20 protein-coding genes are annotated in these 23,111 nt (G+C 40.0%); 17 read left to right on the top strand and 3 right to left on the bottom strand.

What is annotated here, in order from left to right; translation table 11 throughout:
• The first annotated feature begins 51 nt into the window (after positions 1-51).
• The 14 genes from GO816_RS05345 (at position 52) to GO816_RS05280 (ending at position 15,963) form a co-directional block, all read left to right on the top strand.
• Positions 52-387, top strand: a complete 336-nt coding sequence (locus tag GO816_RS05345; RefSeq protein WP_157540329.1) for a tRNA-binding protein — start codon at positions 52-54, stop codon at positions 385-387.
• On the top strand, positions 387-863 hold the full coding sequence (locus GO816_RS05340) for a nucleoside deaminase (RefSeq protein ID WP_157540328.1): 477 nt from the start codon (positions 387-389) through the stop codon (positions 861-863). Before GO816_RS05345 ends, GO816_RS05340 begins: the two co-directional genes overlap by 1 nt.
• Before the next feature lie 81 nt (positions 864-944).
• A complete protein-coding gene (locus tag GO816_RS05335; protein WP_157540327.1) occupies positions 945-1,559 on the top strand; it encodes a superoxide dismutase in 615 nt (204 codons plus the stop codon).
• Positions 1,560-1,704: 145 nt separating this feature from the next.
• On the top strand, positions 1,705-2,727 hold the full coding sequence (locus GO816_RS05330; RefSeq protein ID WP_157540326.1) for an LLM class flavin-dependent oxidoreductase: 1,023 nt from the start codon (positions 1,705-1,707) through the stop codon (positions 2,725-2,727).
• Positions 2,728-2,914: 187 nt separating this feature from the next.
• Positions 2,915-3,757: an SDR family NAD(P)-dependent oxidoreductase gene (locus GO816_RS05325; RefSeq protein ID WP_157540325.1), complete on the top strand. Its 843-nt coding sequence runs from the start codon at positions 2,915-2,917 to the stop codon at positions 3,755-3,757.
• 91 nt (positions 3,758-3,848) lie between these two features.
• The gene (locus tag GO816_RS05320) at positions 3,849-4,760 is read left to right on the top strand and encodes a helix-turn-helix domain-containing protein (protein ID WP_157540324.1); all 912 of its coding nucleotides are present in this window, start codon (positions 3,849-3,851) and stop codon (positions 4,758-4,760) included.
• 86 nt (positions 4,761-4,846) lie between these two features.
• The gene (locus tag GO816_RS05315) at positions 4,847-7,969 is read left to right on the top strand and encodes a helix-turn-helix domain-containing protein (protein ID WP_157540323.1); all 3,123 of its coding nucleotides are present in this window, start codon (positions 4,847-4,849) and stop codon (positions 7,967-7,969) included.
• 97 nt (positions 7,970-8,066) lie between these two features.
• Positions 8,067-10,403, top strand: coding sequence for a glycoside hydrolase family 31 protein (locus GO816_RS05310; RefSeq protein ID WP_157540322.1), 2,337 nt, complete (start codon positions 8,067-8,069; stop codon positions 10,401-10,403).
• Positions 10,404-10,516: 113 nt separating this feature from the next.
• Positions 10,517-11,518 (top strand): family 43 glycosylhydrolase, encoded by a 1,002-nt coding sequence (locus GO816_RS05305; RefSeq protein ID WP_157540321.1) that lies wholly within the window; start codon positions 10,517-10,519, stop codon positions 11,516-11,518.
• 18 nt (positions 11,519-11,536) lie between these two features.
• Positions 11,537-12,862, top strand: a complete 1,326-nt coding sequence (locus GO816_RS05300; RefSeq protein WP_198171423.1) for a glycoside hydrolase family 43 protein — start codon at positions 11,537-11,539, stop codon at positions 12,860-12,862.
• Positions 12,863-12,959: 97 nt separating this feature from the next.
• Complete coding sequence (locus GO816_RS05295; protein WP_198171422.1) at positions 12,960-13,844, top strand: glycoside hydrolase family 43 protein; 885 nt, start codon at positions 12,960-12,962, stop codon at positions 13,842-13,844.
• A gap of 578 nt (positions 13,845-14,422) precedes the next feature.
• The gene (locus tag GO816_RS05290) at positions 14,423-14,665 is read left to right on the top strand and encodes a helix-turn-helix domain-containing protein (RefSeq protein ID WP_157540319.1); all 243 of its coding nucleotides are present in this window, start codon (positions 14,423-14,425) and stop codon (positions 14,663-14,665) included.
• A gap of 38 nt (positions 14,666-14,703) precedes the next feature.
• The gene (locus tag GO816_RS05285; protein ID WP_394350656.1) at positions 14,704-15,297 is read left to right on the top strand and encodes a phage integrase SAM-like domain and Arm DNA-binding domain-containing protein; all 594 of its coding nucleotides are present in this window, start codon (positions 14,704-14,706) and stop codon (positions 15,295-15,297) included.
• Between the two features lie 18 nt (positions 15,298-15,315).
• Complete coding sequence (locus GO816_RS05280) at positions 15,316-15,963, top strand: site-specific integrase (protein ID WP_157540317.1); 648 nt, start codon at positions 15,316-15,318, stop codon at positions 15,961-15,963.
• A gap of 232 nt (positions 15,964-16,195) precedes the next feature.
• Here GO816_RS05280 and GO816_RS05275 read toward each other — a convergent pair whose 3' ends face one another.
• On the bottom strand, positions 16,196-16,768 hold the full coding sequence (locus tag GO816_RS05275; RefSeq protein ID WP_198171421.1) for an amidohydrolase family protein: 573 nt from the start codon (positions 16,766-16,768) through the stop codon (positions 16,196-16,198).
• A gap of 793 nt (positions 16,769-17,561) precedes the next feature.
• On the opposite strand from GO816_RS05275, the gene GO816_RS05270 reads away from it, so the two are divergent.
• The 3 genes from GO816_RS05270 to GO816_RS05260 are packed head-to-tail and all read left to right on the top strand — an operon-like array spanning position 17,562 to position 22,145.
• A complete protein-coding gene (locus GO816_RS05270) occupies positions 17,562-18,191 on the top strand; it encodes a hypothetical protein (RefSeq protein ID WP_157540315.1) in 630 nt (209 codons plus the stop codon).
• Positions 18,188-20,218, top strand: a complete 2,031-nt coding sequence (locus tag GO816_RS05265) for a hypothetical protein (protein ID WP_157540314.1) — start codon at positions 18,188-18,190, stop codon at positions 20,216-20,218. Before GO816_RS05270 ends, GO816_RS05265 begins: the two co-directional genes overlap by 4 nt.
• Before the next feature lie 10 nt (positions 20,219-20,228).
• Positions 20,229-22,145: a hypothetical protein gene (locus GO816_RS05260; protein ID WP_157540313.1), complete on the top strand. Its 1,917-nt coding sequence runs from the start codon at positions 20,229-20,231 to the stop codon at positions 22,143-22,145.
• 62 nt (positions 22,146-22,207) lie between these two features.
• Here GO816_RS05260 and GO816_RS05255 read toward each other — a convergent pair whose 3' ends face one another.
• Together GO816_RS05255 and GO816_RS05250 are read right to left on the bottom strand one after the other, a co-directional pair.
• Entirely contained in the window at positions 22,208-22,498 is a 291-nt protein-coding gene (locus tag GO816_RS05255; RefSeq protein ID WP_157540312.1) for a hypothetical protein, read from the bottom strand.
• 121 nt (positions 22,499-22,619) lie between these two features.
• On the bottom strand, positions 22,620-23,081 hold the full coding sequence (locus GO816_RS05250; protein WP_157540311.1) for a hypothetical protein: 462 nt from the start codon (positions 23,079-23,081) through the stop codon (positions 22,620-22,622).
• Between the last annotated feature and the right edge of the window lie 30 nt (positions 23,082-23,111).

Below are 23,111 nucleotides of genomic sequence, written 5' to 3'. Positions count from 1 at the left end.
ATAATTTCTCATCGCAAGAGTAATTAAACTTACAGATGTATATTTGCCTTTATGGAAACAATCTCCTGGAACGATTTTGAAAAGGTAGAGTTAAGAGCAGGAACAATTATGGAAGTAAGAGATTTTCCTGAAGCCCGTAAACCCGCTTATCAATTGCGGGTGGATTTTGGCGACCTTGGCAAAAAATGGTCGAGTGCTCAAATCACTAAACATTACACAAAGGAGGAACTAATTGGCCGGCAGATACTAGGTGTAGTAAACTTTCCTGAAAAGCAGATTGCTAATTTTATGTCGCAGTTTTTAGTTACCGGCCTGGCCGACGAAAATGGTGATATTGTATTAACCACAGTTGAAAGACCTGTACCTAACGGAAGCAAACTTATATAATGCGTTTTATTAGTTTCGATAACGAAGGCAGCGTATCGCCTGATGAATTTTTTATGGGTGAAGCCTTGCGTGAAGCACGACTGGCCTATAGTGAAGATGAAATACCAATTGGCGCTATTGTTACCTGCCAGGGAAAAATTATTGGGAGGGGCCATAACCTCACTGAGCGACTTAACGATGTAAGTGCCCACGCAGAAATGCAGGCGTTAACTGCTGCTGCAAATCACTTGGGCGGCAAGTATTTAAAAGACTGCACCCTTTATGTTACTATGGAGCCTTGCGTAATGTGCGCTGGCGCCTCGTATTGGTTTCAGGTAGGTAAAATTGTGTTTGGCGCCTATGATGCCAGGCTTGGATTTGGCAGGCTTAACCAAAAGGTTACTCATCCCAAAACCATCATTACCGGCGGTATAAAGGAAAATGAATGCGCGGAACTGGTGCGCGAGTTTTTCAGGAGCAAACGAAACAAAACTTAACAATAATCTGAACAAATATGAGGTTGAACCCTTTATATTTGCGAGGATACATCTTTTTTTAACCTTAAAAAAATAGTCACTATGTCATTTGAATTACCGGCGTTACCATACGCAACCGACGCACTGGAACCGCACATTGATAAAGCTACTATGGAAATTCACCATGGTAAACACCACCAGGCTTATGTAACTAACTTAAACAAAGCTTTAGAAGGTAAGCCTGAGGCAAACAGCAATATCGAAGAAATTGTAAAGCACATTTCTAAGTTTCCGGCTGCAGTTCGCAACAATGGTGGCGGTCACTATAACCATACTTTATTCTGGACTTTGCTTTCACCCAACGGTGGTGGCGAACCTACCGGCGAACTTGCTGATGCTATTAAAAGCACTTTTGGTTCATTTGATGAATTGAAAACCAAAATGAACGAAGCTGGTGCAACCCGTTTTGGTTCGGGCTGGGCTTGGTTAGTTGTTACTGCTGATAAAAAGCTTGCCGTAACTTCAACTCCTAATCAGGATAACCCGTTAATGGATCTTCCTGAAATTACCGTGAAAGGTACCCCAATTTTAGGTATCGATGTTTGGGAGCACGCTTATTACTTAAAGTACCAAAATAAGCGTCCTGATTACTTAGCTGCTATCTGGAACGTTATTAACTGGAACCACGTAGCTGAGCTTTACAAAAAAGCTAAATAGTAAATTTTGGCTTAATCGCATAAAATTCAAAGCCACTGCATTATTGTAGTGGCTTTGTTGCTTTGTACTACGCCGTAATAGCCTTATAAGTGATGACGTATGAATGATATTACGTTGTGTATATTTGTTTAAACAAGTATTATTGATGAAGAGCATAGGATTTTTATCATTTGGGCATTGGGCAAACCATCCGTCATATGAAACCCGCACAGCAGGCGATACACTGCTACAATCAATTGACCTGGCGGTTGCTGCCGAACAAATTGGTTTAGATGGCGCATATTTTCGTGTACATCATTTTGCCCGCCAGTTGGCATCACCGTTTCCACTACTGGCCGCCGTTGGTGCAAAAACCAATAAAATAGAGATAGGTACCGGTGTAATTGATATGCGCTACGAAAACCCCATGTATATGGTGGAAGATGCAGGCGCAGCCGACTTAATTTCTAACGGACGATTGCAATTAGGAATCAGCCGTGGGTCGCCAGAGCAGGTAATTGAGGGCTGGCGTTACTTTGGCTATGAGCCTGCCGAGGGTGAAACAGACGCCGATATGGGTCGCCAAAAAGCATTGGCTTTTTTGGATAAGCTATCAGGAGTTGGCTTTGCACAGCCTAATCCGCAGCCCATGTTTCCAAATCCACCGGGCCTGTTGCGTCTTGAGCCACACTCGCCGGGTTTACGCAATCGTATTTGGTGGGGAGCCGCATCAAATGCTACTGCAGTGTGGGCGGCAGAGAATGGTATGCATCTGCAAAGCTCCACCCTAAAGTTTGATGAAAATGGCAAACCTTTTCATATTCAGCAAGCCGAGCAAATACGATTGTACAAAGAGGCATGGAAAAAAGCAGGACGCCAGCACGAGCCCCGTGTTTCGGTTAGCAGGTCCATTTTTGCACTGGTAAATGATATGGATAGGGCTTACTTTGGTCAGCAAGGTAAGGCATCAGATAGCTTTGGTTATATTGAAGCCAATCAAAGAGCCGTATTTGGCCGTAGCTACGCTGCCGAACCTGATAAACTTATTAAAGAACTGGCCACAGACGAAGCTATACAGGAGGCTGATACACTACTGCTAACCATTCCAAATACCTTAGGTGTTGATTACAATATACATGTGCTATCGTCCATTTTAGAGCATGTGGCACCGGCTTTAGGTTGGAGATAATGGCTCCTGCAAAATGAATATCCAGGAAATTAATGAAATACTACTAAGTATTTTATGGTGTGAACACTTAAGCTAATTTGTTTAAGCGTTCACATCATTCTCATTTTGGCTACAAACTCCCTCAATTAGGCTACAAGCACTCGTCATCATTTGGCCAACTTTGCTTTATCAAAAACAACATTGTATTATGGAACAACAAAAAGATAGCAAAGTATGGTTTATAACAGGTGCATCAAGAGGGTTTGGCCGTATTTGGACCGAAGCTGCACTTAAACGTGGCGACAAAGTTGCCGCCACCGCACGTAAGCCCGAAAGTATTGCTGCGCTTAAAGAAGAATTTGGCGAAAATGTATTAATACTTAAACTGGATGTTACCGATGCTAATGAGGCTAAGGAATCTGTAGAACAAGCATATGCACATTTTGGCAAGCTGGATATTGTATTAAATAACGCAGGCTACTCGCTGGTTGGTACTATTGAAGAGTCAAGCACAGATGATGTAAGGGCATTATATGAAACCAATGTAATTGGTCCGCTTAATGTGATAAAGGCTGCTTTACCTATTTTACGTAAACAAGGGCATGGGCACATTTTGGGTACATCTAGTAATCTTGGGCATTTTACCTTGCCGGTTATAGGTTACTACGCATCATCAAAATGGGCTTTTGAGGCCATACACGAAAGTTTGGCTTTAGAGATTAAAGACTACGGTATTAAGGTAACCATTATTGAACCCGGCGCTTACGCAACGGAATTTGGCACGCCTGAATCTTTAAAATTTGCCGAAGGGATGGATATTTATGAAGACTACAAGAACAACTTTTTTGAAACCCTGAGAAATTTCAAAAGGGGAGATCCGAACGCAACACCTGAAGCAATATTTAAAATTGTTGACACCGAAAACCCGCCATTACGCATATTTTTGGGTAACCAGGCATTACCGCTAATGCGCGATGTTTATGCTACGCGTTTAGCTACCTGGGAAGCATGGGCAGACGTAGCTGATGCGGCACAAGGTAATATGGAGTAAACTTTATACCGAATTGTTTAAGATATTTTGATACATCTTCCAGATAACCGATATTTTTTATATCGGTTATCTTACGTTATTAGTATTAATTATGAAAAAGCAGGACAATCTTCCGTACAGATTTGAGTCATTGAGTGATGCACATCGTGTGTTTGGCTTACCGGCTCCTAAGCACCCGCTTATTAGCCTCATTAACGGTGTGCATGGTCAGGTTGGGCTGCCACAATCCCATGTGCTCAGCTTTTATAAAATATCAAGCAAACCCAAGCTCAGCGGTAAATTAAAGTATGGGCAAAGCCAATATGATTTTGATGAAGGAGGGATGCTATTTGCTGCCCCCGGACAAATAATAGGCCAAAATGAAAACGAAAACGGCGTTTGCTCACAATATACGTTGCTCATTCACCCCGATTTCTTTTTGGGTTACCCGTTAGCAAAAAACATTAAGCAATACGGCTTTTTCTCTTACTCTACTAACGAGGCACTTCACTTGTCTGAACAGGAGCGCGAGACTATTCAAACCATATTTTACATGCTGGAAACGGAGCTAAACAGCCGTATTGACCACCTGAGCCAAAATGTGATCATGGCTCAAATTGAGTTATTGCTCAACTATGCCGACCGGTTTTACAAACGCCAGTTTATTACCCGTAAGCCCGTTAGCAGCACATTGCTGCAGCAGCTTGAGGAGTTGTTGAATGATTACTTTACCAATGAAGATTCGCTAAGTCAGGGCATCCCTACAGTACAGTATTTGGCAGGCCAGCTTAGCTTAACGCCAAATTACCTGAGTGACATGCTCCGGTCTCTAACCGGTCAAAATGCTCAGCAGCATATACATCATACGCTTATTGAAAAAGCAAAGGAAAAGCTATCAACAACCAGGCTTTCGGTGAGCGAAGTAGCTTATTCTTTAGGGTTTGAACATTCGCAATCATTTAGCAAGCTGTTCAAGTCAAAAACCAATCTATCACCGGTTGAGTTCAGGCAGCAATACAATTAAACTATATTGAACAGGGAAGGGGCATTTTGCCGTGGTTGTTAAATTGTAATTTTATATTGCAGTTTTATAAACCACGCGTTGCCTGTATGCGCCTTTTTATTGTTTTTTTATTTGTATTACTCGGCTGGTTAAAAGTAAATGCTACGCCTGATTATGCGTTTACACCCATTAATGTTAACAATGGCCTGTCAGGAAATCAGGTGCGCAACATTGTTCAATTGAAGGATGGCCGCATGGCTATAGTAGCACAAGGGCTGGTTAACATTTACGACGGTGCAAAGTTCAAATACCTACATTACACTGAAAACAACAGTGTTAACCTAACTGGTTACGGTGGTTTTCACCATTTATATGTAAGCAATAACGGATTGGTTTGGTTTAAAAACCAGCATAAGCTTTATATTATTGATGCCGAAAATAATAGCTTCGTTAGTAGCCCTGCTAAAACAGTTGCTGCACTAGGCATCAATAGCCCTTTAAGTGATTTTTTTATGGATAATGACCACCGTATATGGTGCATTACCCAAAACGATGACTTATACTTTTCACAACTAGGACAAGCAAAACTGCAAATTTTTGTTAAAAAAGTATCATCGCTTTCAGGAATGGCATATAAAGTATACGATGTTGCTGTTCTTGGCAATAAGCTATACTTGTTTTACCAGTCGGGCATGCTTATTTGCTTTGATTTAAGTTCGCGAAAGCGAATTTACAGCCAGCAGTCCTTAACTCAGGGCCAACATTTAAAATACGGCTCCACTTCCTTTGTTATACCCGGAAAGCAGCAGTTTTTTCAGCTGCGCAATGGTGCAGGCGGAGGAACAATGCTGACTTATAATTTTAAATTAAGACAGTGGAACACAGTACTGAGCACTGATTACTGGCTAAACTATTTGTCAGTTGATCAAGGTGGTGATATTTGGGTTAGTGGCCGCGATGGCATGTGGAAAATTGATAGCCAGTTAGCTAAAAAAGAGTTTATTCCAACTTTACGCCTGGTTGATGGGGAAGAAATAACAACCGAAGTAAGTACCATATACCATGACAACCAAGGTGGCATGTGGATGGGTACACTAAACCGCGGATTGCTTTACTACCATCCTCAACGGTTTAAATTTAAAAATGTAGGCAAGTCATTGTTTTCTTTGAGTAAGGCTGATAATTTGAATGTAACAGCATTTACCAATTTAGGTAATGACAATTTGCTTATTGGTACAGATAGAGGCCTGTTCGTTTATAACAAAATCAACACAGGGCTAAAGCCACTTCATTCGGCAAAAAACTTAAAATGTACGGCATTATACACCGATGAGGCGGGCAACATTTGGGTTGCCACAGCAGGAAACGGACTTTTCATACTGAATCAACGGCTGGAGTTGGCATCTGTACCATCACTTCCAGGTGATATTAACACTATCACTGCATACAATGATTCAACGTTGATATTATGCACTCGCAACGAAGGTTTTGGATGGTTAAATACAACTACACGAAAATATAGCCATGTAGGAGCGAGTAAGCAACTCTCTTTTGCATCAATTAAGCAGGTAATAGTTGTAAAACCGAACCTTTTAGCCGGTATATACAATGGTGGCTTTTTTGTTTATGACATTAAAGACAGTAAAATCACGTTGAAGCAAGGCGATAAGGATTATAACGCAATAGCCGTTGATGCAAGAAATCAGCTATGGTTGGCCTCGCAAGATGGTTTGCAACTGTGGAATAACTCGCTTAAAAAAACGCATACATTTTATACGTCAAATGGGCTTATAAACAACTTTATACAATCTGTTACACAAACGCCCGACGGTGCAATGTGGGTAGGCACATCCGGCGGTTTAACGCGTATTAGCTCAAGTGATGAAAACAATGAAAAATACACCCTATCAAGCTTCAATCACCTTGACGGTATCATTAAAAATGAATTTTGTGAACGATCTGCCTATGTTGACAGTAGCGGCAATACCTATTGGGGCGGAATAGATGGCTTTAACATTTTGCCTGCTAACACAAAACCATTCTATAAAAAGCCAATTGCGCCGTTGCTAATTAATGTTCAATTATTTAATAATGATGTCAAAGCAAATACAGCATATGACAACAATGTGGTTTTGAAACAACCACTTCAACAAACCAGGGAGATAAAGCTTAATTACAATCAAAACTTTTTAAGTTTAGAGTATTCGGCACTCAACTATGTCAATCCAACGCAAACTTATTATCGTTACCAGCTCGTTGGTTTAGATGAACATGAGCAACAGCAGCAATCGTCTGATGGAAACGGGCATTTTAGTTATACAAACGTTCAACCGGGTACATACTACTTTAAAGTGCGCGCTGCAGGTAATAATAATCAGTGGAATAACCAATATGCGCAAATTAAAATTTTAATTAAACCACCGTTATGGAAAACACCACTGGCTTATATTTTGTATGTACTGGTTCTTGCAGGCATTAGTATACTAAGTATTTACATTTATTTGAAAAGGAAACGTGCAAAGCTTATACTCCAGCAAAAGGAAGACTTTGACAGTATGAAAGCTGTTTTCTTGCAAAACGTTAATGCCGAACTTAATGAGCCTTTAAGCCATGTCGTCCATCCGCTAAATACATTAATTAAGCAAGTTGATGAGGGGCGTTTAAAACAGCAGCTTGCGCTAATATATGCTAACGTGCTTGATGTACAGCAGTCAGTAAGCCAACTATCTGATGAAGCATTAGTGCCGCTTAAAGATCAAGAGAACGCGTTAAACATGGAGATGCTGCTTATTAACATGCGCCGGCTTTTGGAGTTGCAACAAGAACGAAGGCTGCAGCATAATGTACAAAACAACGAGGGCTCCGTGTTAAACGGCAACCTGATGACGGCAGCTGATGAAAAGTTTTTAGAACGTACATTGAAGTTTGTACAGGACAACATTAACAATCCGGCCTATACAGTTGAATTACTAAGTAAAGACATAGGCATGGACCGTACTGGACTATACCGTAAGCTTACAGGCATTATTGGTAAAACACCAACTAACTTTATACGCTCTGTAAGGCTTAAGCGGGCTACTGAATTATTGGAGCAAGGATTAAGCGTAGCCGATGTTGCCGATAGGGTAGGCTTTAGTACGGCCAGCTACTTTACCAAATGTTTTCAGGAAGAATATGGTGTTAAGCCACTGCAATACCTAGCATCTCTAAAGCTTTCAAAACCCTCCTGATGGGCAATTTTCAACCAAAGTGATAAATATTTCAACATATGTATCAATGGTTGTTACTTGCTGAATTTAAATTTGCTGCACCAAAAAGCCAAATTATATGATCAACTTGAAAGGGGTTTGCGTAGCCGTGTTGCTACTATCATTTTCAACAACACATGCACAGGTTAACAGCAATAAGCAGGGAGCCAGTTTTAAATTCAACAGTACTGATGTTGAAATTCAGTTTTACTCTCCATCAATTGTGCGGGTATTTAAAACGCCTGTTAATAAACCCTACAAAAAAAGCAGCCTGGTTATTATTAAAACACCCGATAAAACAAACGTAACGCAGCAAAGGGAAGGCAGTAACCTAATATTGCGCTCGTTGGCGTTAAAGGTAGTTGTAAACGAAACCAATGGCAGCGTAGTTTTTTATGATTTAAGCGGCAAGCAGCTTCTTAAAGACAGTACCACCACCTTTACCCCTAAAGAAGAAGCTGGTTCGCCATCTTACAATGTAAAAGCATCATTTGTACTTGATGCAGATGAGCCTGTTTATGGTGTAGGGCAGGTTATGGATAATAAGTTTAACCGGCGCAACAGCAAATATGTTATGAAGAACGAGAATACCTTTACTTATTCTCCATACTTCATGTCGGTAAAAGGTTATGGTGTGTATTGGGATAACTATTCAATTTCTGAATATGCCGATTCACCGGGTAACCTATCTTTTCAAAGCCTGGGACACTGTGCCGATTATTACTTTATGTACGGTAAGAATGCCGATGGCGTAATTAAGCAAATACGAAGCCTATCGGGCAAAGCACCAATGTTACCGCTTTGGGCGTACGGTTTTTTCCAAAGTAAGGAGCGCTATACCAAACAAGAAGAGAGCCTTGAGGTGTTGCAAAAATACCGGTCGCTCAAAATTCCTATTGATGTAATTATACAGGATTGGCGTTACTGGCCGGAGTTTAACGGAACCGATAGTGCGTGGAACTCGCAGCGGTTTGATACGGATCGTTTTCCAAACCCTAAAAAATGGGTTGATGATATACATAAGCTCAATGCCCGGTTAATGATTGTTACCTGGCCTGGTTTTGGCCCTAAAACAGATCAACGTAAAGAACTGGATTCAAAAAAAATGATCCTGAACTTTGATACCTGGCCACCTAAAAGCGGTGCAAGACCGTATGATGTATTTAACCCCGAAGCGCTTAATATTTACTGGAAATATCTTAACGAAAGAATATTTAGTTACATAGGTAATGATGGTTGGTGGCTGGATTCGACAGAGCCCGACCATATCAACGTTAAAGATGCCGACTTCGATGTACCCACTCATCTCGGATCATACCGGAGTGTAAAAAATGCTTTCTCACTTATGCATAACGGCGGCATTGCAACGCATCAAAAAGCTGCATCAAAAGATAAGCGCGTTGTATTGCTTACACGGTCGGGCTTTGTGGGGCAGCAGCGCTATGGCTCAAATACCTGGAGCGGCGATGTTGGATCGACCTGGGAAATGCTGGAAAAGCAAATACCTGCGGCGCTGAACTACACGCTTATGGGCATACCCAACTGGAACAGTGATATCGGTGGTTTCTTTGCCGGTCGATGGAATAAAGAGGGCGGCGCTAAAAATCCAAAATATCAGGAGTTATATTTGAGATGGATGCAGTTTGGTACCTTTTGCCCCATGATGCGTTCACATGGCACCGAGGTACCGCGCGAGATATACAATTTCGGCAATCGCGGCGATTGGTGTTTCGACGGGCAAGAGAAGATGATTAATATGCGCTACCGTTTGTTGCCCTATATTTACAGTACCTCGTGGGATGTATCTCACAATGATGGCACATTCATGCGCCCGCTCATTATGGATTTTGCAGCAGACGCTAAAACACACGAAATTGGTAACCAATATCTATTTGGTCGCTCGGTTATGGTAGCTCCTGTTACCAAGCCTGAAGTAAGCAGCTGGCCCGTATATCTTCCGGCATCAACTACGTGGATCGACTTTTGGACCGGCGAACAACTTGCAGGCGGGCAAACAGTGAATAAAGAGGTGCCTAAAGACATCATACCTATGTACGTTAAAGCCGGCTCAATACTACCATGGGGCCCTGCCGTGCAGTATTCAGGCGAAAAAAAGTGGGATGACCTCGACCTGCGTATTTATCCGGGAGCAAATGGCCGCTTTACCCTTTACGAGGACGAGAAAGACAATTACAACTACGAAAAAGGCAGTTACAGCACTATTGACATTAGCTGGAACGATGCAAAAAAAGAGCTTACTCTATATACGCAAAAAGGTACGTATCCCGGCATGCTCGTGTCTCGCAAATTTAACGTATGCCTGGTGAAACCTGGCCTAAACATTGGTATGCAAGCAAATACTGCAGGTAAAGTTGTAAATTATAACGGCAGGCAGGTAACTATATCTTTTAATTAAGTTTATAAGCTTTGTTATTAAATGTTATTTTTACATTTAATATTAGTAAACCGATTTTACTGATACCGGCATATAACCATAGCTGCCGAAAACCAAATTAGACCTCAGTATTTATGTTTAAAATTTTAACACCCTTGCTATCATTGGGTACCCTGCTTGTAGTGCAGCTGGCATCGGCACAAAGTGCAAAAACAGGTAACCCGGTTTTGCCCGGCCATTACGCCGATCCTGATATTATGTACTCACATCAAACTAAAAAGTATTACCTGTACCCTACAAGTGATGGTTTTAAAGGATGGAGTGGTACCTATTTTAAAACCTTTTCGTCAAAAAACCTGCGTAACTGGAAAGATGAAGGTATAATACTGGAGCTAGGAAAAGATGTGCAGTGGGCAAACCGTAATGCCTGGGCACCCTGTATTGAAGAGAAGAAAATAAACGGAAAATATAGATACTTTTTTTACTTCACGGCAGCGCAAAAAATTGGTGTAGCTGTTGCTGATGCTCCAACCGGACCATTTGTTGACTTAGGCAAGCCATTAATTGATAGCCGGCCCGAGGGTGTTAACAGAGGTCAGACTATTGATCCCGATGTGTTCACTGATCCGCAAAGCGGTAAAAGCTACCTTTACTGGGGCAATGGATTTATGGCCGCAGCACAACTGACAGATGATATGACATCTCTTGTTCCGGGAACGCTTACCATGCTAAAGCCCGATAGAACTTTCAGAGAAGGGACATACGTTTTCTACCGTAAAGGCACCTACTATTTTATGTGGTCTGAAGATGATACGCGCAGTCCTAATTACCGTGTGCGTTATGCTACGGCAACGTCACCGTTAGGTCCGTTGACAATACCACAAAACAATATTGTAATCCAAAAAGATACTACTGCAGGTATTTATGGTACCGGGCATAATTCGGTATTACAAATTCCGGGTAAAGATGAGTGGTACATTGTATATCACCGGTTTGAATATCCAAATGGTATTAACATGGGTAAAGATGCTGGTTATAACAGGGAAGTGTGTATAGATAAAATGGAATTTAATGCTGATGGCAGTATAAAACCTGTTACACCAACCCATACCAGCATCAAAGCCCTCAAAAAGTAAATTGTAGCCGTAGCAAACATGAACATCAAAGCTTTTTTATACGTTGCTGTAATTGGAGTATTTACTGCCGGCTGTAGCATGGCGCAAGGTACAAATGAGGCAGAACTTAGTAATAAAGATAGGGTGGAGCAAGATGCAAGGCAATTGCGCATTCCGCAGGGCTATGCAAAAAATTTAAAATGGAACCTTCCGCTTGATTCTGTTGGCATAAATGGCTCCGTAATTACGTGGCAGTCTGATAACTTAGCATATGTGAGCCATGATGGCAAGTTGATGAAACGATCGGCCAGGAGTGAAAGTGTAAAAGTGAGAATGACGGCTACCGTAACAGCCGGTGCAAACAAGCGTACCAAGAAGTTCACTGTTAAAATTGCCCCCGAAGATCCAATATTCAATGGCTACCTTTTTAGCTATTTTGAAGGAGCCGGACCAAAGCAAACTCAGGAACAGATTAGATTTGGTGTAAGCAGTGATGCCATACATTGGACGGCTTTAAATAATAACGAGCCAGTACTGTCATCAGTAAATATATCATCGACCGGAGGCGTGCGTGACCCTCATATATTGCGTGGCGAAGATGACAAAACCTTTTTCATGGTAGCAACAGACATGTTTACCGTAAAAAATGGTTGGGGATATAATCCTGGTATTGTTTTGCTGCGGTCGAAAAACTTAATTGATTGGTCGCACGGCATTATCAATCTTGAAAAAAGTTATCCGAAACTGTTTCCAAACGTGCAGTGGGTTTGGGCGCCACAAACCATTTATGATCCTGAGGTGGATAAATACCTGGTGTATTTTACGGTTAAGCTTAAAGACAAATCTGCACTTGATTTTTACTGCGCCTACGCCAACAAAAACTTCACCGCCTTTGAAAATGAGCCGCGGTTAATGTTTAAAGCTAAGTATGGAGCCATTGACGGTGATATTGTTTACAAAGATGGCTTGTATCACTTTTTTTATAAAGGAAACACCAAAAACAACGATGGTAAGGAAATAAGAAACGGCATTCAGCAGGCTACAGCTAAAAGCTTGCGCGGACCGTGGGTAGAAGACTTTAAATATATTGATGCCTACTCAGGTACAGGTACTTCTGTGGAGGGCTCGGGCGTGTTTAAGCTCAATAACGAAGATGCTTACGTACTGATGTATGACCTTTATGGCCGCCTGCGTTATGAGTTTCAACGCAGTACCGATTTATTCACCTTTACCAAAACGCCCGAAACGTTTACGAAAAACTTTTATCCGCGGCATGGTACGGTAATGAGCATAACAAGGCAGGAAGCAGAGCGCCTTAGTAAAGAATGGACAGGTGTACCGGCGCAGCTTCTTGGTAAACAATAATGATATGAATTACTGCAGCAACATTGCCTTTACGTGGGTTGTTAATTTATGCTTGTGTTGTACTTTAAACCTTCAGGCACAAGTAATTAAGGATAATGTGTTTAAGTTTAAGTCGGAAGGTAACCCTGTCATAGAACATAAGTTTACGGCCGACCCAGCTGCGTTTGTTGAAGGCGATACTTTGTGGCTGTTTACCGGGCATGATTATGAAGGGAACCAAAAAGGCTACAAAATGAAGGACTGGTGTGTGTTTTCAACCACCGATTTAAAAAACTGGACGGAGTATCCTACACCCTTAAAGGTTTCAGACTTTACCTGGGACAAAACCGGTAAAGCTTACGCCGGTCAGGCCATTAAACGTAATGGGAAATATTACTGGTATATAAGTACCGATGGATCGGGGATAGGCGTGGCTGTGGCCGACAAACCCCAGGGACCATATAAAGACGCTATAGGGAAACCTTTACTTACAAACGCTGATTGCTTTGCTTCAACCCATAATTGGACCTGTATTGACCCTGCCGTATTTGTTGATAATAACGGACAAGCCTGGCTTTTTTGGGGAAACGGGGTTTGCTATTATGCAAAGCTCAAAAGCAACATGGTTGAAATTGATGGTAAAGTGAATAAGATAGACTTTGCCGGATTCAAGTTTGAAGAAGCTCCATGGGTTCATAAATATAAGGACAACTATTACCTGTCATACGCCTCCGGTTTACCCGAAAAGACAGCCTATGCCATAGCTAAGAACGTTAACGGCCCATATGTATACAAAGAAATACTGAACGAGGTGGCAGGTAATAGCGGCACCAACCATCAGGCTATAGTAGAGTTTAAAGGTAAATGGTACTTCATTTATCATAACGGCACACTTGAGCGTAATGGTAACAGCTTTAGCCGTTCGGTTTGCATCGATCAGCTGCACTACAACAAAGACGGCTCTATTAAACGGGTTGAAATGACTACAGAAGGAATAAAATAATTTATTGTCGAATGACGCTATAGTTTCACGTGGAACTGATTATTTACGCCTTTATTGATTACTGTTTTGTTAATGCTTTAAGGTGCTTTGATAAGAGATTATTATAAGAGAAACTTCTGGTATATATTCCAATTTAAGCCGGTACTATTTTTAGCAAAGCGTCTGTAAAGGAAATAAGTAAAAAAGCCTGTTAACATTTCGTTAACAGGCTTTTTGTGTTTTAGCGGAATTGGACGGGACTCGAACCCTCAGTCCAAGTAACTCTAAATGAACTTAAATCATTCATTTTTACCTATAATTCATGCATTACTCCCTTCAAACTTGATCAAAATGCATCATTTTATTCAATTTATGTCGGTTACTTATTTGGTTACTTAACACTATAAATTATCTGCTCTATAGAATTAAATCAATTAATAATTGTGATTTTAAGTATAAAAGGCAGGTTTTGACTGAGAAACAGCGAAATTAATAGAAAAAGTTCGAGAGCGGTACGGACCAGAACCTTTATTAATTGGGTTCTTTGAATTATGATTTTTTATTAAGGTGTAAAGAAGATATTTCTATTTTTGGCTGTCATGACGCCAAATGACCTCCTAACTAAAAAAGATCTAGAAGATTTCAAAAAAGAATTATTTACACTATTATCCACTTTAAGCGTACCGCAAGTTCAAGATCAGCCCAAATGGCTTAAAAATACCGAGGTAAAGAAGATGCTTAATATTTCGGCTAGCACTTTGCAAAATCTTCGATTCGCTGGAGAACTTCCTTATTCAAAAATTGGTGGTACTTATTATTACAAACAATCTGATATCGAGTGAATGCTTAATGGGACTCAAAAAAAAATTTAAAAAAGCAGATTGTCAGTCCTGCTGAAAAGCTTACGTTCAGCATCAAGTTTTTTCTTCGACGCGGTAAAAATCAAGAAAATCTAAATTCCACTATCTACATCCGTCTTACTGTCAATGGGACACGCGAAGAATGGTCGACCCAAAGAAAATGTCAGCGACGAGAATGGGATGTTAAAGCTAATCGCATGCTGGGTATAGGAGCCGGGGCCCGAACAGTTAATGCATGGCTTGATAGTTTATTTGCGCGGGCGCATGAGTGCCGACAGCAATTGTACTTGATTGGCAAATCCTTTACTGCTCAGCATGTCCGTAAACTAATGCAAGGTGAAGAGATTGAACCGCCTAAAATGTTATCAATGGCTTGGGACTATCAATTAAATTATATAATCGGTTTGATAGGAAAAGATTACTCTAAGGCCACGTTGCAAAAGTATCAGTCGGGTTATAAATCTTTAAAAGCCTTTCTTAAACTAAAGCTTCAGACAAATGATATACGCCTTGATCAGTTAGATCATCAATTCGTTAAAGATTATGAATACTACCTCAAGACAGATTACGGAGTAAAGAATAATACTGCAATCCAACTCATTAAAAAATTGTGAACAATTGTTCATATTTCCATGGATTTCGGTTGGATCTCAAAAGATCCTTTTATAGCCCATAGAATGAAGTCGACGGAAGTTCACCGGGATTATTTAACAGGTGAAGAGTTATCTCGATTGGCTCTAAAGCGATTTCCTAAAAAGTTGGCCTTGGTTCGTGATATATTTTTATTTAGCTGTTATACGGGCTTATCTTATGCGGATACTATAAAATTAAATGTGGATGATCAGGTTTCTGATAACGGTGAAACCTGGATCCAGACTCATCGCGTTAAAAATAACAATCGTGTACGTGTTCCCCTTCTTCCGCCGGCCAAGCTGCTTTTATCACATTATAAAACGCATCCACGTCGACCGGAAAATAAGTTGTTTCCTAATGTGACCAATCAAAAAGCAAATGCCTATCTGAAAGATATCGCAAAACAACTTGGCATCACAAAACATCTCACTTACCATTGCGCCAGACATACTTTTGCCACTACGGTAACACTTACGAATGGCATACCTATTGAGACCGTTGGGCAAATGTTAGGACATAAAAGCATTCGCTCTACTCAGCACTACGCGCGGGTAACCGATACGAAAGTTCAAAACGACATGCAGCAGATTAAAGCAAAATACAGTGAACACCTTTGGGGTTTGGAAGATTCTATAAATGAATTGTGACGAGGCGTCTTTATACTATAGTAGGAAAAACACAATGGTGTACGATTGTTTTTCAAGTTTTGGCTAACAATATTACGCCAAAACCTCTTTTATTCACTTTTACTTTTGGCATAATATAGCGATTGGTATTGCGTCAAAACGATATCATTTGTATCACATAGAAATGAAAAATTGATATAATCGAGCAGAAAGCGTGTCTAGCGCACGAATCGCAAGCCTTAGAAAAAGACAATCAAGTAAATTTATATACTTGAGAGTTATAATCAAGTTTTTTTATTATATCGAATGCTTTATTATGATTGGTTCTACCGCTGTTAGTGAGGTAACAATAAATATTAGCAAATTCGTTAAGGATATTAGTTGCAAAGATGCCGGTATCATCAGTTCCTACAACGATAGGAGGCAAAGGACAGCCTTCATTTTCCCATTCCAACCAATTCCATAAATGATAGCTAGAGTAATCATTGTGATGCCCTATTCTGACGTTGCTAGTGGGCAAAGTTTCGATAACTATCTGCTTTTTGTGCATATAGTTCAATACTTCCTTTTGCAATAATTCAAGTTCAAATGAATTAAATGTTTCTTCTGTGTTGATAGTAATAATCTTTTCGTAATTAACTCTCTGGAGGTTTAAATGATATAAGTATAAAGATTGATAAACGTCGTCCGATATTGACAAACCTTCTGCTTTTATTTGTTCCCACTCATCGATGTCAAATACACTCGTCAATTTTGCATCCTCGATATCATTTTTAAATAGTGTAATCGGACAATACTTTCGAGCTAACCAGGATTTTTTAATCACACCTATCGAATAATGTCTATTATAAACCTCCCAATAATAGTGTTGTATTATTTGAATCAACTCCAAAATTTTTCCTTTTAATGTGTGCGGATGAGTTTGTTTGAAACAAAAAAACCGCTTAAAATGTTGATTTTAAGCGGTTTCGGTTCTGAATGAACCTTTAAAAGCGGAATGGACGGGACACGAACCCGTCCAAATAATATCCTATTTATCAATATTTTACAGCTCTGCAGTTGTGGCAATTCCCGAATTTTCCACAGTTATTCTGCATTGATTTGATTCCTAATGACTTATACTAATATAGCACATTCAAACTATAGTAGCAAGATGTTTGAATTTTTATCCATATGATATTTAATGGATTACTGAGTCAATCTTATGGTTATTTAACGTCTAAGTTTGCATAAATTCTTGTCACATTATACAATGATATCGTAGCAGTTTTTTGGCTCTCCAATTGAACGTAGTAGTGAGTATTGATTATTTATTGCCACAGGGGTTTGGGCTCTCAAAACATGGCTTGCTTTGCACTTCTCCAACAAGGGTAATGTTCCGTTATCCTTTATTCATCCCAAGTGTGCATAATGCAAGAATCCTATCTTATTGAGCTTTCAAATAATTGAAGCCATCGTCTCCTAACCTTATTTCGAGCCAATTTATGGATGTAATGAAATGCAAGTTGGAACGTTTTCCAATCTGCTTATATCATATATAATTCTTCTTTTTAAAATGCTGTCTTTATATTAGTTAATTGTATTTTTAATAATACCTGCCTTTATCATTACTTTTATAAATGTCACAAACTACTACAGTTCAAGATGCTATACGCTTACTTTATATTTTAGTAAGAGGGTCTGATCGAATTTCAAACCATCCCGATGGGTATGTTGGCTTTTTTGATGGTAAAGCAAAGTTGCATGCGTTGGACTTTTGGGTTCGGTATCCTGATTTTCTCGCGTATGAACTACTTAATAAATATGAAGAGACTGGAGAAGATAAATATTTACTGAAAGCGGAAAATATCATCGATGATCAGGAACCCGATCTACGCTCAATTCCTATGATCCGTTACCGTTTCGGCGCATTCGAAAATCTGCACGAGTCATTGTCGCTTTTGGTGTCTAAGGGCTTGGTTTATCAGGATGGCGATAAATCTGATGAAACTATAAAAGCTTATTATTATTATATAACACCCTTGTCAGTTCAGTTGGTTGATGATGTTACCAAGGAATTTCCATCGCTGGGTTGGTATGACGAACGAGCGAAGCTCGTGAAAGAAATAGCTGGATCGCTAGGTGGTAGTGCATTAAAAGAGCGGCAGTATAAACATATGAGTTATGCGACCACGCAACTTGGTACGCAAATTCCCTCCATAAAGAACGAAGTAATTAACAGACTTAATGCCCTAAACCGTATAAAATGAGTAAGAAAACAACTACAGCAATTGAAAAGAAAAAGGTGGGATGGCTCGATAGTATTGCTGAGAAATCCGGTTATGATAAAAAAATTGTCGAACGGTTTCTTAAAAAATACAATATCAAACAAGCCCCTAACACCGGTACCCCAAAGCGAGTGAATTTTCTTGACGTATCTTTTTCAGGTCAAAAAAAAGGGGAATATACTAATGACTTCAAATTTGAATTTGCTAATCTGAAAGCTGGAGTTTGGGGCATACTCTCCGATAAAAATGGCAAAGGAAAAACAACAGCCTTAGAAGTAATTAAGTGGTTGTTTAAAGGTAAAGCGTCAGCTGATTTGCAGTCAGGGGTAAAGAGTTGGATTAACGAAGCCGCGTTAAAGTACAGTGTAGATGATAAAAAATATCTGTTAAGTATGAAACAGGGCGACAATTCGGTCACAGGGCAGATCGAATTGCTAAAAGGAGAAACAAAAAACAGTATTGTTTCTGAATTCAATAGCGAAGATGAAATGGCTGAGGTCATTTCTGATTTTTGGCTCAATGAACTTGGGCTCAACCAGATCGCCTCTTTTCGCCAGTCGAGTTCTGAGGTGGAAGCAGGTAAAGAAGTTGTGCATGGCTGGCCCGCATTGGCTGCGGCTCTTTTTATCGGAACCGATTACGGAGCATTGTTCGGTGATACGGCATTAAGCGGCTTACCGACGAGAATCCTAAATATGTTTCTGGGTTTGCCATGGATATCGACACATGCAGCACTTAAAGCATTGGACGGACAATTGAAAAGTGAAGCCCAAGTTGAAACCGTCTTTGAGGATCGCGATAAAGAAAACAGAAGACAACGTTTAGGAGAAATTCAAAGCGAATTAAAATTGAAGAGAGAAGATCTGGCTTCAAAACCGGCACCGCAATTCAATAGTGACGGCTACAATGATTTACAAAAACAATATAACGCAAATTACGCCTCAGAAAAAACAGCATATATTGAACTTGTAGATGAGGAGGAAAAGGCAGAGCTAGTCAATAAAGAATGGATTCTAGATAAGAAAAAGCTCAACGGGTTTTTAGAAGACAAAGCAGCTAATGCAGTATTTAAACGACTAAACCCGACCTGTTGCCCCCATTGTGAAAGCAAGATCACAACAGAACAACTTGAAAAAGAAAAGAATGAGCACACTTGCGCGATCTGTGATAAAAAAATGATTGACACTGATGACTCAGATGCCATTTTATCAGAACTGGAGGAATCTGTGCGAGCATCAGCCGCAATGTGCGACCTTATGAAAAATAGTGTCCGGGCAAAAAAACTAAGGCATGGTAATCTTACACAATCCATAGCTGACTTCAAAGCTGCAATGGATGAGTATGAACAAAACCTACAATCGGTCCGTGTAGCGCAAACCGAATTAGATAGTCTTAAACACGAGGTGACACGTCTCGAAATATTGGAGGAAGAATATAAAACCACAAGGACTGTTGAGCCAACTAAACCAGCCGTGATAGAGGATATCACAGAGAAATCAGCAGCGGAAGTTATCGACGAGAACAAGATTTTACAGACTGCTATAAAAATCACACATGCAAGATTCAAAGATCTTCAAGAAGAACTGTTACAGGATGTCAATGACAGAATCTTAGATTTTTGTAAAAAAGTAGGTCTAAGTCAATACCAATCCGTTGCATTAACGAGCAATCCCCATCTTAAAATCGATAAAGATGGCAGCCCAACTTCTTACTCTAATGTATCTAAGGGTGAGCAGCTACGATTAAAAGTTATCGTTACCATCGCTTTGATAGCTGTTGCAGAGGAACGCGGTCTTGGCCGACATCCTGGTTTTATGGTAATTGATTCTCCCGCCGCCCAAGAGGTAAATCCGGATGACCTTAATAACTTGATTAATGGGTTGGAAGACCTTTGTAAAGTTTTGCCTTCATTACAGATCATTATCGCTTCCGTCGCATCGCCGACTTTACTTGCTCATATCGACGATAAGCAACGGTTGCATGCACAGGGCGATGACTTTTTATGGTAGGTACATCCCGATGAAAGAAATCGAACAATTATTGATTAAATCATTGCAAGCTGGCGAATCAGTCAGCGTAGATGACCTTGGGGGCTTAAACACCTACCATGATTCGATAGATGTCATTGCGAACTCAAAAATGATGGATGAGTTTTTGAAAATATTATTGGAAGATATAACCATTTTTGATCAGGCCGCCGAATCACCTTTAATACAAGATATTGTGATCAGGAGCTTCGCCAACAATAATGACCCGGTGGCAATCAGGAATGCAATAGAAACGCTTTGTACGCAGCCGGGAAGGTTAGCATACACATTTGATACTCTTTTACATCGTGCCGGTGATGCTTCTGGTCAATCGTTGAACCGGGGTTACTTTTTGCTCGGCGCTTTCGAAATTGCGATCAGGAATAAGGCGAAACTGTATAGCCTGATAGGCTATTTGATAAGTGTTAAAACATCGGATGATCCTAGATACCTTAAATACGTTGCCAAAATCATTGGTGTCTGCTTTACGGATTTTCAAACTGAAGATCTTGTAGATAAATTGACCGAATTTGTTGCAGCAAAAGTTGGGGAAGATGACGCACTTTATGAATTAGGTATGTGTTTTCTCACCAAGGCACTTAACTCAGCAACTCAAACCCAGGCCATTTCAAATTTTGATTCGGCCATGAAATTATTCAAGCAAGCCAGCTTATACGGCAGGCACGACGCGGATGTCTATACAGCAGCGATTTTGACACTGAAAAAGTTCGTTGATCGGGAAACTATATCAAGATTGAAAGAGCAGGTGGAAGCCTTAAAACGAGCTCTTTCGATTTATAATGCCTGGGATAATTATAACCAACAGATACATTGGGTAGGCCTGCGTAATACCGAAATATTTTATTGGTATGAGATGGCGGACTATTTAACCACGTTACTCCAACATTTCACAACACCCGCGTGGCTTGAGCCAATCGTCGTTATCGAAAAGTACTTGGTCAAAATATACGATTGTAGTCGCACTATATTTAAAAAGGTTGCAACCGGCGGCCTTGAATTATTAACCAGGCCCATCATCAAGGCAAAGTTCATTGAACAACCGGAAAAGGTTTTCCTGTTAGAGCAATGGCTTAATCTTAATAAGGATAAAGAATTGGCCATCATTGCTCAACAATTACAAGCTGATATTGAAATTTACAAATCATCGTGGCAAACGGGAAATGGTGAGGGGGCAGTATCTGGATCTTTAGCGGATGCTGTCCCCTCGCTAGCTCAACTTCCAACTCATATTTTAACGGAATTTGAAAAGTTTGTTATGGCTTACACGGCAGATCAAACCACTGACGTTTCATTGATTTTGAAAAAGCAATTCAACGATCTGACTAACGGATTAAAGGCTGTTGGTACTTACAATTATCCAGAGATAAATAATGCATTCAACACAATCCTATTTTATTCCCTTAGGTTTTTAGAACTTCGCATGGATAACACAGTGGCCAATCATTCTAAAGCAAAATATTTATTTCAAACCAAGCCCTTTCCAAAAGAGGATGTGCTTCAAGCTGACTATTTTGAGTACATGCAACCAGTTATGTTGAAGGGTAAAATAAAAGTGGAAGAAATGGATGTCGCAGGTGGCCGTGCTGATGTCTATTTTGAGTATCTTTCTTTTAATTTTTGCACTGAAGTTAAAAGGGAATTTAAAGACACCTCTTTTGACGCATTAAAGGAAAAATACCTGGGTCAGGCTAAGGAATATCAAAATACATCCGCGAAAGTCGGCATTTTGCTGGTCCTAGATTTGTTGCCAAAACCTAACGGCATAGGCTCGTTGGAAAGTAATATCAAGTTGGAGATAGTTTCTACGACTAAAGACCCTGAACCTCGCGGAATTGTAATTATCAAAGTTCCGGCAAATCGCATTACGCCTAGCTCTATAGTCTTTTAATCACAAAAGTGAATTGACGTGACCACTTAAAATGAGATAATACATATCTTTTGGATGCTAATCTAAGTTCGAACTTTTTTCCATTCAAGCTCAGAAATCCTTAAAAGATCTTTTAGCATTTCGCGTTCCAAATTTCTTAAATGTTTATACTTAACCACAGCGTAACCATCATCCATCAAAATGACTTTACCATAATAATAATCCTCAGCGTAAGTCGCCGATTGATTTTCCCGGCTTGTTCGTGTAATGATTTGTTTTTTGACTTTATCCCCGACATTTAGGTTTTCCCTATCATCATTGAACTTAATAATAGGCTCAACCGTACAATCTTCACTAGCCGATAAACGAAACAAAAAAACGAATTAATAAATTCATTTTATAATTATCAGCGTAAAGAAATTGTAATCAGTAAAAGGGCTTGCTGATCTTGCGCCATTGACTCCATTCAATAAAAACTGCATCCGTTTGATCAAACTATTTATTTCTTGGGATCAAATGTTCTATTGAAAAGAAATATTGGTCTGCCGTGATCGGCTCTCTGGTTTCGTTATCAAGAACTCGCACAGGAACCCTGAATTTATCTCCGATTAACGCGCTTGATTCTTCTCCGGCTAAAAATTTGTCGGTCATATTTTCACTTAATGAGCGATCTTGATCGGGAGTTTGCATGAAGAATTGTTCGACCGTGATCGTGGCATTGGTCCTTCCTTTCATAAAATCGAGCATTGCATAAGTTTTTTTCTTCAGCTCTTCATCGGTATCAATACGATAGTAAGGGGAGATGTAAAGGGTCGCACCTCTTCTGACCAATGCTGCGTTGAATTCCTCAACAAATTTTTTGGCATCATCGTAATTTGATACGATGAAAGTCGACATGAAATGCACCAGCGCATCATAATGCGTATCAAGAAAGCGGACGTCGTAAGCAAATTCCATAAATAAATAATAATATTAAAGTTACCGATT

It is taken from the genome of Mucilaginibacter aquatilis (assembly GCF_009755275.1).
Taxonomy (GTDB): domain Bacteria; phylum Bacteroidota; class Bacteroidia; order Sphingobacteriales; family Sphingobacteriaceae; genus Mucilaginibacter; species Mucilaginibacter aquatilis.
This window is presented reverse-complemented; position numbering and strand designations above follow the sequence as displayed.